This is a genomic window from Cupriavidus agavae (assembly GCF_004217045.1).
Taxonomy (GTDB): Bacteria; Pseudomonadota; Gammaproteobacteria; order Burkholderiales; family Burkholderiaceae; genus Cupriavidus; species Cupriavidus agavae.
Window position 1 is genome coordinate 1 of record NZ_SGXM01000010.1, and the last position, 13,217, is coordinate 13,217.

A 13,217-nucleotide genomic window follows, 5' to 3' on the forward strand; every position below is an offset into this window, starting at 1 on the left:
GCGTGGTGCCGGTGACGTGGCAGCAGGTGCTGCTCGAATGGCAGCGCGACTGGAAGAACAAGGAAACGTACGACGCCGTGACCGGCCTGGCCAAGGAACACTCGGGCGCCTACGGCATGGGCATCGACTACGCCTACACGATGGTCCACAAGGCCGCCCAGCGCACGCAGACCCAGCATGAGTCGGTGGCGCCGGTCCATGCGCCGGTGATCGAGTACTGAGACAGTACCCGCCGGGAACCTTGCGCGGTTCCTGGCGCCTGACAGCACAACGCCGCCTGCAATCCGGGCGGACTTGCGCTACTCTGCAATCAGGACTTTCTTACCGGAACCGCCAATGGACGCCCCCTTTCACCAGTTCTCCGACCTTTTCGCCCAACTTGGCCTGCCTTCCGAAGAGGCCGATATCCGCGCCTTCATCGCGCAGCACTCGCCGCTGCCGCAGGACAAGGAGTTGTGGGAAGCCCCGTTCTGGACACCCGCGCAGGCCTCGCTGCTGCGCGACGAGTTTGTCGAGGACGCCGACTGGGCGGAGATGGTCGATCAGCTGAATCTCGCGCTGCGCGCCCCGGTGCAAAGCTGACACGCCGGTGGGCGTGTGCGGCGAATCGGGCTGGCATGCTATCCTGCGCGCACGCGTCGCGCCCCCTGACATGCGACACGCTCGTGGAATTTCACGGATGAAACCATGTCGGCCCTTTCGCCCCAATCCGCTCCGAAGCCAGGCCCGTGCGACGCGTTCGGTTGCGCCGCAGGGCTGCTTCACGCCGATCAGGCGCTGGCCGGCAGTGACATCCACTTTTATCGCAAGATCTCCGCGCAGCCGTCAGGCCAGTTCGTCATGCCCGCCACCGAGCGCGGCTTTGTCGTGGGCGTCTCGATGCAGGCCGGCCATCGCCGCCGGATCTTTCGCGGACAGCGCGCCACCCTGCACCACTTCGAACCGGGCGCCATTTACATCCGCAATCTCGCCGAGGATTACAGAGCCGATTTCCAGGCGCGCTTCGACTTCATCCTGATGGAGCTGCCGCGCGGGCTGATCGAACGCACCAGCACCGAACTGGGCCGCACCCGGCTGCGCAGCCTGCGCGAGATTGCCGGCGAGCAGGACGCGGTGCTGGCCCATCTGGCCCATGCGATGGCGCCGGCGCTCAGGCAGCCCCAGCAGGTTTCGCGGTTGTTCGTCGACCAGCTCTCGATGGCGATTGGCGCGCACCTGGTCTGCCAGTACGGCGATGGCAGCGTGGCATCGCCCAAGACCAACCGGCTGCTCTCGGCGCGCGCGCTGTCGCGGGCGCGCGAGATGCTCGTGGCGCGGCTCGACGGCGATGTCTCGATTGCCGAGGTGGCCGATGCCTGCCACATGTCGCGCAGCCATTTCACCCGTGCCTTCCGCGATACCACCGGCCAGACGCCGTACCAGTGGCTGCTGTCGCAGCGCATCGAGCGGGCCTGTGCACTGCTGCGCGATGCATCGCTGCCGCTGGCCGAGGTGGCCGTGACCTGCGGATTCGCCGACCAGAGCCATTTCACCCGCGCGTTCTCGCGCGCCACGGGCGCGACGCCCGGCCAGTGGCGCCGCCGGATGATCTGAGCAGCGGTTCCACCCGCCTCGGCGCCTCAGCGCATCAGTACATCCGGCTCCAGCGTTTCCAGCCGGACCCGCCCTGTCAGCGCCATCGCTATTTCCAGTTCCGTTTGCAGCAGCGTCAACGCGTGGGCTACCCCGGGCATGCCGCCTACCGCCAAGGCATGCAGGATCGGCTGCCCCACCATCACCGCACTGGCGCCGAGCGCGATGGCCTTGACGATATCGGTCCCGCGCCGGATGCCGCCATCGACCAGTACCGGGACGGCGCCCGCCACCGCCTGCACCACGGCCGGCAACGCGTCGATCGTGGCCGGCACGGTGTCCAGGGTGCGGCCGCCATGGTTGGACACGATGATCCCGGCCACGCCCGCATCGAGGGCAAGCGGTACATCGGCGGGATGCAGCAGGCCCTTGACCAGCACCGGTAGCCGGGTCTGGCCGCAGAGCCAGTCGAGGTCGCGCCATGTGGGAGCATCGCGCAGCATGTCGCGGAACACCGGGCTGCCGCGGCGGGTATCGCCTGCCGGCAGCGGCGGCAGCCCGTCAAGGTTCACGGCGCTGACGCCGGCCGGCAGGCGGAAGCCCGCCCGCTGCTCGGCATTGCGGACACCGCTGACCGTGGCGTCGAGCGTGACCACCAGCGCCCGGTAGCCAGCCTGCTCGGCCCGCCGCACCAACGCCAGCGTGTGTTCGCGGCGCGGCTGGAAATAGAGTTGGAACCACAGCGGCGTGGTCGCGCGACGCGCGATCTCCTCCAGCGTCACGCTGGCCTGTGTGCTGACCGTCATCCAGGTGCGCGTCAGCGACGCCGCATGCACTGTCGCCAGTTCCCCTTCGGGATGCACCAGTCGATGATAGGCCGAAGGTGCGATCAGGATCGGATAGGCCAGTGCCTCTCCGAACAGCATCTTGCGCGCCGACGGCGCCGACAGGTCGGCCAGCGCGCGGGGCAGCAGCCGCAGCCGCGCGAACGCCGCACGGTTGTCGCGCTGCGTGTGGCCATCGGCCGCCGCGCCCGCGACGTAGGCGGCGATTGCCGGATCGACCCGCGCATGGAAATGGCGCTCGTAGTCGCACAGCGCGACGGTATCGGGCGGAATCATCGGTCAAAGCTCCGCCCAGCGCCGCAGCAGGTTGTGATAGTGGTTGGCGAGTGCCAGCACGGCGGGGTTGTCGTCGCCCAGCCGCACGCGCACGTCGATGATGGCGAGGTCCAGCTCATGGAGCATCGTGCGCTGGCCGTCGTCCTTGACCATCGATTGCGCCCAGAAGAACGACGCCCAGCGGCACCCTCGCGTCACCGGCGTCACGTGATGGAGCGATGACGACGGATAGACCACGATATGCCCGGCCGGCAGCTTCACGGCCTGGGTGCCGAACGTGTCCCGGATGACCAGTTCGCCGCCCTCGTACTCGTCGGGGTCGGACAGGAACAGCGTGGTCGAGACATCGGCCCGCAGGCGCGCGCCGCCCGTGCCGGGCACGGTGCGGATCGCGTTGTCGACATGGGCGCCGAACGTCATGCCGGCCTCGTAGCGGTTGAACATCGGCGGCAACACCCGCAGCGGCAGCGCCGCCGAGTGGTAGGCCGGCGCGGCGCCGAGCGCGTGCAGTACCCGCTCGCCCAGCTCGATCGCCACGGGACTGTCGACGGGCAACTGCATGTTGTGCTTGCACTGCACCGCGAGATCGCCGGCCGTGACGCGGCCATCGACCCAGATGCTCGCTTCCAGGCGCTGCCTGAAATCGCGGATCTCGTCGGGCGTCAGGATGTCGGGAATCTGGATCAGCATGGCAGCCTCCTCAGAACGTCATGCCGACATTGACCAGCACGGTCCGCCCGGATGCCGGCACCGCCCGCGAGGCATTGAACGACGAACTGTAGTTGCGGCTGTCGGTCAGGTTGTAGCCGTTCAGGGAGATCCGGTACTTGCCCTGTTCGTACGACACCATCGCGTCGAGCGAGAGGGTGTCCGGCACCTGCGCGGTGTTGGCCGAATCTGCCCAGTAGCCCGATGCATACCGGATGCCGCCGCCCATGGTCAGCTTGCCCGGCAGCGGCACCAGCGTGTGCGGCACGGTGTAGGTGGTCCAGAGCGAAAGGTTGTGGTGCGGCACGCCGGGCGCCACGTTGCCCACCAGTGCCTGCAGCGTGGCGTTGCTGACCTCGCCGTCGAGGTAGGCGTACGCCAGGCTGACCGACCATGCCGGCGTGAGCCAGCCGTTCGCGCCCAGTTCCACGCCCCGGATCAGCCGGCCTTCGCCACTCTCGCCGAAGCCGTTCGTGACCTCGCCGGTGGCGGGATCGATCGTGTACGCATTGGCCTTGCGGATCTGGAACAGCGCACCGGTCACGCCGAGGCGGCGCTCCAGCAGGTCGAGCTTGGCGCCGATCTCCACGGTATCGGCGCGTTCGGGTTCGCTGGAGACACCGTCCTGCGGCACCTCGGTCTGCACGCCGCCCACGGCCAGCCCGATGTCTGTGCCCACCGGCCGATAGGTGCGCGAGAACGACGCGTAAAGCATGGCGTTCTTCGTCGGCTCCCACATCGCGCTGATGGCGGGGCTCAGCTTGCGCGAATCGGCCGAGCCGCCCATGCTCGACGCGCTCGTGGCGAATTCGCTGCGGAAGTAATCCCAGCGCAGCGCGCCCAGCAGCGAGAACTGTTCGCTGAACCAGACGCGGTCGCTGACGAAGACGCCGGCATCGATCGCGTTGGCGTCGCGCGTGCCGTCCACATAGCTCACCGAGGCGTTCTTGCTGGCGTCGAAGGCCGGATTGACCACGGTCTGGTTGTTGAGCCGCCCGGTCCAGAGTCCGCGGTCGCGGTGGTCGCGCTGGTAGCTCAGGTCCAGGCCCGCCATCGCGCGGTGCCGCAGGCTGCCCGTGTGGAACTCGCCGCGCACGGTGGTCACGTTCTGCACCCCCCAGCCGCGCTGCAGGTACGTCATGCCGCCGCGCGCCCCGTAGCGCAGGGGCGCGTTGCCACCGGCCAGCAGCGTCTTGAGCGTGCCGTACGGCACGCCGGCCGGGTTGGTGCCCGAGAAGTCGCGCTGGTAGTAACTGAATCTCGTGTCGTTGTTGACGGTAAGTCCGCCCAGTGCCGTCTGGAACGCCGAGGTCACGATGTGGGCGTTACTGGTGTCGCGGTCGGTGTTGCGCACGTAGGATGTGCTCGGGCCGAGGCCGGGTACGCCGTACTCGCCGATCGGCTGGTAGAGGCCGTCGGCGCCCTGGGCCATCGGCTGGCCGTAGTCGGGCGGGCCGCTGCGGTGCAGATAGGCGTAGTTGAGGTGCCAGGTGGTGCTGGTGCCGAGCCCGGTGCCGAAGTCGATGGCGATGCCGCGCCGGTCGTCTTCCACATGGTCGCGGCCCGGCACCTTGCCTTCCTGGAACATGCCGTTGAGCCGCACGGCGGAGGTTTCCGTCAGCGCAATATTGCTGTCGACCGTGGTGCGGTACGTGGCGCCCGCGCCCACGCTCTGGTCGATGCTCGTGCGCGTGCCCTTGCCGGCCTTCTTCGTGGTCTGGTTGATCAGGCCGCCGACGCCACCCACGCCGAAGCTCTCGCCGGCCGGCCCCTTGATGACTTCCACGCTCTCCGTGTTGAAGATGTCGCGCCGGTAGGCGCCGAAATCGCGCATGCCATCGACGTAGATATCGCCCTTGGCCGACAGGCCGCGGATCCGGAACTGGTCGCCGTTCTGGCCGCCGTTGCCTTCGCCCGCCGAGATCGTGATGCCGGGCACGTTGCGCAGCGCCTGTTCGAGCGAGGTCACCTGTTGCTGCGCGAGGATTTCCTTCGGGATGACGAGCACGGTCTTCGGCGTTTCCCTGACCGTTTCGGGAAGCCGCGCAATGCCGGTGGTGGCGTCGTTGGTATTGCCGGGCTGCGTGCCGGTGACCGTGACCGGCGGCAGGACCGCCATGGCCGGCGCCGGTGGCGCGGCGGGGCGCGACGTACCGCCCGGTGCCTGGGCGTGCGCCACGAAAGGCAGGGCGGACATGGTCAGCGCGGTGCCCGTTCGGGCTGCACCTGACACCAGGGCGTGGATCGACGACGAAAGAATGCGTTGCTGCACGGAATACTCCAGCTTTGACTTCGGACGAGGCTTTTGAGGTCTGTCGAAGGAGGGCGGAGTAGTGAAGCTTTTGGAATCATCGACGGCACGCAAACGTAAATCATTCTCATTTACGGGTCAACCGATGACCGGGCGTGGTTGAACAATTCGTTGAATTACGAGGTCAGGCGAACGCCGCCACGATCGGGGCGGGCGCAAGCCGTTGCGCAATGTCATGAGACGCGGCGAAAACGGAAATTTCCGCCCGCAAGAAGTGACGTTTCTCATGGAGACTCTCCTGCCCTGCGCCTAAGGTCGGTGTGTCGCACGAACCGGTGCGGCATTCACGATCTGAAAACAGGAGAAATGGTCATGCAGAAGAAAAGCGCTGTTCGTCTGGTTGTCGCGGCACTCGCCGTCAATGCCACGCTGGCTGCCGCACCGGCTTTCGCAGGCAGTGTCGGCGGCACCGTCGCCTACATCACGGCCCGGCCCAACCTGACCTACTTCGCCATCAATGGCAGCAACGTCAATCGTCCCGCCTGCGCGTCCGGGACAACGTACTACATGATCAAGGACGAGAACTCTACGTCGGGCAAGCAGCAGATTGCACTGCTGATGCTGGCCAAGGCGACCGGCCGGCCGGTGTGGGTAGAGGGCGCGGGCCAATGCACGAAGTGGTCCGATGGCGAGGACGCGTTCAACGTGGCGCTGCAATGAGCGCCCCTCGCGGATGGGAGCAGGTCATGGACCGGCGCAAGAGGTGGCGGGCGCTGGCGTCACTCGTGGCCGCCGCGGCCGTCGTGGGATGCGGGGGCGGCGACGACAACGGCGGGGAACCCGAGGTCTGGAACATCATGAAGGAGGCACACGGACTGGATGATCCTGTCCCGAATCCGAACGGGGCACCCAGCCCTTCGGGCGGGCAGGCCCGACACTCCGCATCAGCGCCGGGGGCAGTGGGCGCGGACACATCGGCGAGCGCACCTGCCATCCGGGCCAGGCTTGCGGACCGGGAGGTCAATGAAGCCTTCGTGCTGTCAAGGGTGACCTGGACTGATCCCGACATAGAGGTGTGCTGGGAAATGGACGGATCGACGTTCGCGGCGACCGAGCGTCAGCGCACGCTGGTCTCTTCAGCCATCGCTTCGACATGGGAGGCGGCCTCGAAAGTCCGTTTCAAGGGCTGGGACATGTGCGACGGCACCAGACGCCCGCAGCGGATCCACATTGCCGTGGCCGATGAGAATCCCCACGTCAAGGATTTGGGCCGACGCCTGAACAATCGCCCGGCGGGCATGGTGCTGAACTTCACGTTCAACCACTTCTCAAGCAGCCAGTGCCAATCCACGCCGCAGAACTACGACCGTTGCGTGGCATGGATCGCCGTTCACGAGTTCGGCCATGTGCTGGGCTTCGCCCACGAGCAGAACCGCACCGATACCCCGGCGTCCTGCACGGAACCGAAGCAGGGCACGCAGGGCGACACGCCGGTTGGCAACTGGGACATCGAGTCCGTGATGAACTACTGCAATCCCCGGTGGAACAACGAGGGCCGGCTCAGCGGCACCGATATCGAGGCAGTCCAGCGGTTCTACGGATCGCCCTATCCGCCGCCCCCGCCGCCTTCGCTGGAACTGGGCCATGTCGTGGCCCAGATCGTGACCATGCTTGACTAGCGGCTCGGCGGCGCGGGGCCCGTCAGGACTGAGGCTCGTCCGATGACAGCACCGGGCAAGCCGCCTGCCGTACCGGATCGGCGGGGCCCTTCTTGCCGAGCAGCACCATCAGCCCGCACGCCAGCGTGCCACGCCATTGCAGGTAGTCGTGGCCGCTGGCGAATTCGGCGTGCGTGACCGGGTAGCCCTTGGCGACCAGCACGTCGCGCAGGCTGCGGGTGGTGGCCGTGATGTTGATGGGGCCACGGCCCTGCTCGAACAGACCGGCTTCCAGATAGAAACGCAGCGGCAGGCGCGGGCGCTGGGCGAACTCGCGCATCATCCAGCCGCCCGTCGTGGGGGGCTGGTCGGGCGCGCCGCCCGGACCCCACCAGTACGAACCCGACTGGCTCAGTACCAGGCCGAAGCGCTCGGGATGCGTCATCCCCGCATAGGCCGCCGCCAGCCCGCCGTAGCTCGATCCGGCCACCACGGTCCGGTCGGCGCGTGCCGGCAGGCCCTGGCGCTCGGCCCACGGCATCAGTTCATTGGCCAGGAAATCGCTGAACTTCGGGTTCGGCGGCAACTGGGCGCCCCGGGCGGCGGCACTGGGGTTGGCGACAACGAGCGCGGCGGTGGGCGGGATGCGGCCTTCGGCGATCAGGTTGTCGAGGATGGTCTGGGTGGGGACGAGCGACAGGTAGGCCTGCGCGTCGAATACCACCAGCAGGGCGGTTGGCTTCGCGCCAGCGGGGCGGTACAGGTAGACGTCGCGCGGCTCGCCGAGGATGCGGCTGTCGAGCGTGAACGGCGTGACCGTTCCCGCCGGCACGCCGGCGCGCGGCGTGATCCACGGTTGCGGCGGCGCGCCGGGCAGTTCGACGACCGATTTCTGCGCGAAGGCGTCGGGCGCGCCTGCGGGGAAGCTGTTCGGGTTGAGCGGATCGCGCTGGATCGTGGCAAGGATGGCGCGGCGTTGCTGCTGCGGGGTGTCGCCGGCCTGCGGCACGTCCGGGGCAAGCTGGTAGCTCATGCGCGTGGTGGCCGGCACGCGGTAGCTGTGGTACCAGACGTCGCTGCCCGCCAGTTGCGTCAGCGCGTCGTGGTCCCCGGCCGGGCTGCCGAGCAGGCGGACATTGCGCTGGGCGCCGCGCCACACGAAGGTCAGCAGTACCTCTGCCTCGGCGCCTTTGCGCTGGGGCAGCGGCTCCACCAGCGGCGTGCCGCGCGCTGCAGCATCGCGCCAGAAGGCGCCGGTGTTACCGCCGGCTGCGAGCGTACGCGACAGCGCGAGGATGGCCGGGCTCTCGGGCACGTCGGACACGGCCTGCTGCGCAGCGGCAGGAATCACGCGCGCCAGGCGCAGCGCATAGGCGGCCCCGGGCGTGGGTTGGCCGCCGACCGCGCCCGGCACGTCGCCATGGCCGGCCTCGACCACGAAGCGGTACTGGCCGCTGGCCGGTGCCACGAACATGAAATCGCGCGAGAGCGAGGTGGGGCCGAGCAGACGGCGTACGGGCCGGCCCTGCGTGTCGGCCAGCGTCAGGGTGGCGGCCGGGCCGTCGAGCGAACCCTGTACGAAATCGCCGCGTTCGAGCGCGAACGTGAACGTCATCGGCACGCCCGGCGTCCAGACGGCGCGCGCCGGTGTGCCGATGGTGAGGGCGGTGTCCGCGGGCGACGCCAGCGCGGTGGCGGCGCAGAGTGCGGCGATGCAGCCGGCGAGCGGAAGCAGGGCGCGGCGCATCAGAAGTCCACCGTGGTCGAGAGCTTGAACGTGCGCGGCGCGTTCTGCGTCACGTAGCCGTCGTTGAACGACCCGGCCCAGTAGCTCTTGTTGAGCAGGTTTTCCACGCTGGCGTAGAAGCCCACGCGCTTGCCCTGAATCCTTGTCACGTAGCGCGCGCCGATGTCGTAGCGCGTCCAGCTGTCGATTTTCTGAGTATTGGCGGTATTCACGAATTGCGATCCGGTGTAGGTGACGCGGCCCGTCAGCGTCAGCGCGGGCAGCCAGGGGAGGTCCCATTCCAGGCCAAGATTACCCGACCACGTGGGCGAGCCGAATGCGGTGTTGCCGTCGTAGGCGCCGCCGGCCGTGTGCGTCAGCACCGCACGCGTGTAGGCCAGCCCGCCGAGCACGCGCGTGCCGCGCAGCACTTCGCCGTAGACGTTCCACTCCACGCCACGATGGCGGCGCTCGCCGTCGGGATTGTAGGTGTTGCTCGCGGTGTCCTTGATCAGGCTGGGGCGCTTGATCTGGAATACGCTCAGCGTCTGCGTCAGGCGGCCGCTGTCCCACTTGACGCCGGCCTCCATCTGCCTGGTCTTGTACGGCGCAAAAGTCTGGCGATAGTTGGCGGCCGAGATGTCCGTCACAGTATCGCCCTGGCTCAGGCCCTCGACATAGTTGCCGTAGAGCGACCATTGCGGTCCCCACGGCTTGACCACGAGACCGAGAGTGGGCGTCAGCGCGCTTTCGTCGTAGTCTGCGGTGATGGCGCCCGTGGCGTTGAAATTCTTCGCCTGCACGCGCTGGTGGCGCACGCCGAGCGTCAGTTGCACGCGGTCGTCGAGGAAGCCGAGCGTGTCGGCCAGCGCCAGGCTGGTCAGCGTGGTGTCGTTGGTCTTCGGCGCGGCGGACGGTGGCGTGGCCAGCGGCGGCGTGATCGGGCTGTAGATGTTCGAGATGAACGCCGGGCTCGTCACGTTGATCGTGCCGGTGCGCAGGCCAAGGTAGGTATAGCCCAGCACCAGCTTGTGCGTCACCGGGCCGGTGCGCACGTTGCCGCGCACGCCGGTTTCGGCGGAGAAGGTGTCCGTGAAGCCCTTCTGGTTATAGGTGTAGCCCGTGTAGTTGCCGTTGGGCTGCACGTTGTTGGCGCGCGTGCCGTTGATGAAGCCGCTGTACTCGTAGTGCAGCGATCCCAGGCCGGCGTAGGCCGTCCAGTCCTGCGTGATGTCCACCTCGCCGCGCGCCACGAAGGCGCGGTTGCGCAGCTTGCCCCAGGCGCCGGGCAGGATGTTGGTGCCGGCCTTGGGCGGCTCTGGCACGGTGCGCGTAAACGATGCCATCCACGCGCTGCCGTTGCGGACGTCTTCCTCGTTGGCATAGGCGTCGAGCGAGGCGCGCACGCGCTCGCCGGCATAGTCCAGTGCGACGGCGCCGAGCGCGCGCTTCTTCGACTGGCCGTCCACGCCGGTGCGGCCGTCGTCATAGGCGCCGTTGAAGCGCACGCCGAACGCGTTGTCCGGACCGAAGCGGCGCCCCAGGTCAACGGCACCGCCCACGTTGCCCTCGGACACATAGTTGGCGGTGAAGCGGTTGATCGGGTCCGCCGTGGCGCGTTTGGGCACGATATTGATCACGCCACCGACCGCGCCGCTGGGCGACATGCCCGTCAGCAGCGCAGTGGGGCCGCGCAGCAGTTCCACGCGCTCGACGAACTCGGTGGGCGAGTGGCCGTAGGGCGCCAGCCCGTACATGCCGTTCCAGGCGAGGTCGCTCGACGAGATATCGAAGCCGCGCACCGTGTAGTTCTCGTACAGGTGGCCGGCCGAGGTGGTGAAGCGCACGGTCGGATCGTTGGCGAGCACGTCGCCGATGGTCTTGGCCTGCTGGTCCTCGATGGTCTTGGCCGTGTACGACATGCTGCTGTACGGCGAGTCCATCACGTCGGTGTTGCCGAGCAGCCCGAGCCGCGAGCCGCGTGCCACCTGTCCGCCGGCGTACGGGGCAGGCAACGCCTCGGCGTCGATCCGGCCAGCCGCCACGGTGACTTCGGGCAGCATGACTGCTGCGTCGCCAGCCGGTGCGGAGGCCGCCCGCACGGCGAAGCCGTTCGGCACGGCCACCGCCTGCAGGCCGGTGCCGCGCAGCAGCGCGGCCAGTCCGTCCGACGCGCCATGGCGTCCCTGCAGGCCCCCAGTCTGGCGGCCGGCGACGTCGCCGGGCGTGTACGAGATCATCACGCCCGCCTCCAGGCCAAAGCGCGTCAGTGCGGGTTGCAGCGGCCCGGCGGGAATCGCATAGCTGCGGGCGGCGGCCGGCGCGGCCGCGACTTCGGCGGCGATGGCGGCATGCGAGAACAGCGGCAGGGAAGCCGCGATGGCGGTGAGCGCGAAGCGTGTGCCCATGAGAAGCAGTTCCTTTCAGGTATATCGCTCGGAATGAGTCGTTCATCCCGTAGGCCACCCGAAAAGCGAAAACCCCTCAGGCACAGCTCGCAAATGTTTCTATCGGCTATTCAGGATCGATAGTTTCAGGTCGTATCAACCCCGCACCAACACCCAGTAGCGCGTCCACATCTGGACATCCACCGGCAGCAGATGCGGCAGGGCGGCGACGATGCGGTCGGTGTCGTCGAGCGGAAACACGCCCGAAATGCGCAGCCCGGCAGCGGCCTCGTTGCAGGCCAGCCGCCCGCGCCGGTAGCGGGACAGCTCGGTGAGGAAGGCGTCGAGCCGCATGTCGTAGACGGCCAGCATGCCCTGGGTCCAGGCCGCATCGGCGCTGTCCGCCGGTTCGGGGGTATCGATATGGAGGCGCGTGAAGCGGGTCCGCTCGCCCGCGCGCAGCACGGCCACGACGTCCGGCGCATCGGTCGGCCGCACTTCCACTGCGCCGTGCTGCACGCTGACGGCCGTGATGCCGTCTTCCTGGCGCACCGTGAAGCGTGTGCCCAGCGCCCGCAGCAGACCTTGGGCGGTGGCCACGCGGAAGGGACGCTGGCGCGGGTCCGACCCCGTTTCGATGGCGATGGCGCCAGCGCGCAGGGTCACGCGGCGCTCGGTGTCGCTGTAGTCGACGGCGATGGCCGAGCCGGTATCGAGGTCCACGCGCGTGCCATCGGCCAGCCGCACTTGCCGGCGCTCGCCAATGCCAGTGACGTGATCGGCACCCCAGGTCGGCAGCGGCATCGCGCGTTGCAGTTGCCAGGCGCCGGCGGCGCCGAGCGTGGCCACGGCAAGCATCAGGGCGCGGCGCCGGGCCGGATGCGACGGCCCAGAACGGTCCAGCGCCGAGCGCGCCACGGCGGTCGGAACGTTGCCGAGCGCCGCGGAAAAAGCGTGCAGGTGCTGCCAGGCGCGCTCGTGGTCGGGATGCTCGGCCCGCCAGTTCGCGCAGTCGGCCCGGGCCTGCGCGGTGGCGTCGGCGCCGAGCAGCGCCACCATCCATTCGGTGGCGCGCAGGGTCACGGCGGCGTCGATCGGCGGACAGGGCGGGGCGGGCAGCGCGGTGTGAATCATCGGGTCAGGCCGCGAAGCAGCACAGGTGCAGCGCCTTGACGATATGGCGCTGCACGGTGGCGATCGATATGGAAAGTTCTGCGGCGATCTCGGCCTGCGGCAGGCCATCGACCTGGAACAGCAGGAAGGCCCGGCGCACCGGCAACGGCAGCGTTCCGAGGCGCCGGTCGATCTCGATCAGCGTTTCCAGGATCAGCGCGCGGGTCTCCGGGTCGGGTGCCTCGGCCTCGGGAAGCGCTCCCACGGCGTCCAGGTAGGCATTCTCGATCTGCTGGCGCCGATAGAAGTTGCTGACCAGCCCCAGCGCGACAGTGGCGAGAAAGGCACGCGGCTCACGGGCTGCCAGCGGTGTCTCGCGTGCCAGCAAGCGCAGAAAGGTGTCGTGGGCCAGATCCGCTGCGTCACCCGCGCTGCCGACGCGCCGGCGCAGCCACCCCTTCAGCCAGCCGTGATGGTCGACATACAGCGAGCGGATTTCATCGGTGAGCGGGCGCTCGGCGGTGGGCATGACAGACGGGTACTGCGGTGGAAGGTGGCAACAGAAGGCCGCCATTGTATGTCTGGATGATAATGATTCGCAATACGCTGTGGATTCCAGTGGTGTGCACGCCACGCTGCCGTGGTGTGGCATGGAGCTTGCAGAAAGCACCGGTCCCCCGC

Annotated in this window: 11 protein-coding genes and 1 pseudogene; 5 read left to right on the plus strand and 7 right to left on the minus strand. The window is 68.3% G+C overall.

Translation table 11 applies throughout. The features are described from left to right. The 3 genes and pseudogenes from EV147_RS22845 to EV147_RS22855 form a co-directional block, all read left to right on the plus strand. Positions 1-221: pseudogene (locus EV147_RS22845) on the plus strand (hydrolase); the annotation flags it as partial. A gap of 115 nt (positions 222-336) precedes the next feature. Then, a complete protein-coding gene (locus tag EV147_RS22850; protein WP_130393510.1) occupies positions 337-582 on the plus strand; it encodes a DUF2789 domain-containing protein in 246 nt (81 codons plus the stop codon). A gap of 105 nt (positions 583-687) precedes the next feature. Beyond that, positions 688-1,593 carry an AraC family transcriptional regulator gene (locus EV147_RS22855; RefSeq protein ID WP_130393511.1) on the plus strand — a complete coding sequence of 302 codons (906 nt, stop codon included), beginning with the start codon at positions 688-690 and terminating at the stop codon, positions 1,591-1,593. Between the two features lie 26 nt (positions 1,594-1,619). On the opposite strand, the gene EV147_RS22860 is transcribed toward EV147_RS22855, so the two are convergent. The 3 genes from EV147_RS22860 to EV147_RS22870 are packed head-to-tail and all read right to left on the minus strand — an operon-like array spanning position 1,620 to position 5,673. Then, on the minus strand, positions 1,620-2,693 hold the full coding sequence (locus EV147_RS22860; RefSeq protein WP_130393512.1) for an alpha-hydroxy acid oxidase: 1,074 nt from the start codon (positions 2,691-2,693) through the stop codon (positions 1,620-1,622). 3 nt (positions 2,694-2,696) lie between these two features. Beyond that, positions 2,697-3,383: a Fe2+-dependent dioxygenase gene (locus EV147_RS22865; protein WP_130393513.1), complete on the minus strand. Its 687-nt coding sequence runs from the start codon at positions 3,381-3,383 to the stop codon at positions 2,697-2,699. Between the two features lie 10 nt (positions 3,384-3,393). Beyond that, positions 3,394-5,673, minus strand: coding sequence for a TonB-dependent receptor (locus EV147_RS22870; RefSeq protein WP_235844935.1), 2,280 nt, complete (start codon positions 5,671-5,673; stop codon positions 3,394-3,396). A gap of 351 nt (positions 5,674-6,024) precedes the next feature. On the opposite strand from EV147_RS22870, the gene EV147_RS22875 reads away from it, so the two are divergent. Both EV147_RS22875 and EV147_RS22880 read left to right on the plus strand, forming a co-directional pair. Then, a complete protein-coding gene (locus tag EV147_RS22875; protein WP_198680336.1) occupies positions 6,025-6,372 on the plus strand; it encodes a hypothetical protein in 348 nt (115 codons plus the stop codon). Between the two features lie 26 nt (positions 6,373-6,398). Further along, a complete protein-coding gene (locus EV147_RS22880) occupies positions 6,399-7,331 on the plus strand; it encodes a M57 family metalloprotease (RefSeq protein ID WP_198680337.1) in 933 nt (310 codons plus the stop codon). 22 nt (positions 7,332-7,353) lie between these two features. Here EV147_RS22880 and EV147_RS22885 read toward each other — a convergent pair whose 3' ends face one another. The 4 genes from EV147_RS22885 to EV147_RS22900 form a co-directional block, all read right to left on the minus strand. Then, positions 7,354-9,057, minus strand: a complete 1,704-nt coding sequence (locus EV147_RS22885; RefSeq protein WP_130393514.1) for an enterochelin esterase domain-containing protein — start codon at positions 9,055-9,057, stop codon at positions 7,354-7,356. Then, positions 9,057-11,444 carry a TonB-dependent receptor gene (locus tag EV147_RS22890; RefSeq protein WP_130393515.1) on the minus strand — a complete coding sequence of 796 codons (2,388 nt, stop codon included), beginning with the start codon at positions 11,442-11,444 and terminating at the stop codon, positions 9,057-9,059. The genes EV147_RS22885 and EV147_RS22890 overlap by 1 nt, the downstream gene beginning before the upstream one ends. Before the next feature lie 135 nt (positions 11,445-11,579). Further along, entirely contained in the window at positions 11,580-12,557 is a 978-nt protein-coding gene (locus EV147_RS22895; RefSeq protein WP_198680338.1) for a FecR domain-containing protein, read from the minus strand. A gap of 4 nt (positions 12,558-12,561) precedes the next feature. Continuing rightward, positions 12,562-13,065, minus strand: coding sequence for a sigma-70 family RNA polymerase sigma factor (locus tag EV147_RS22900; protein ID WP_130393517.1), 504 nt, complete (start codon positions 13,063-13,065; stop codon positions 12,562-12,564). Positions 13,066-13,217: the final 152 nt, after the last annotated feature.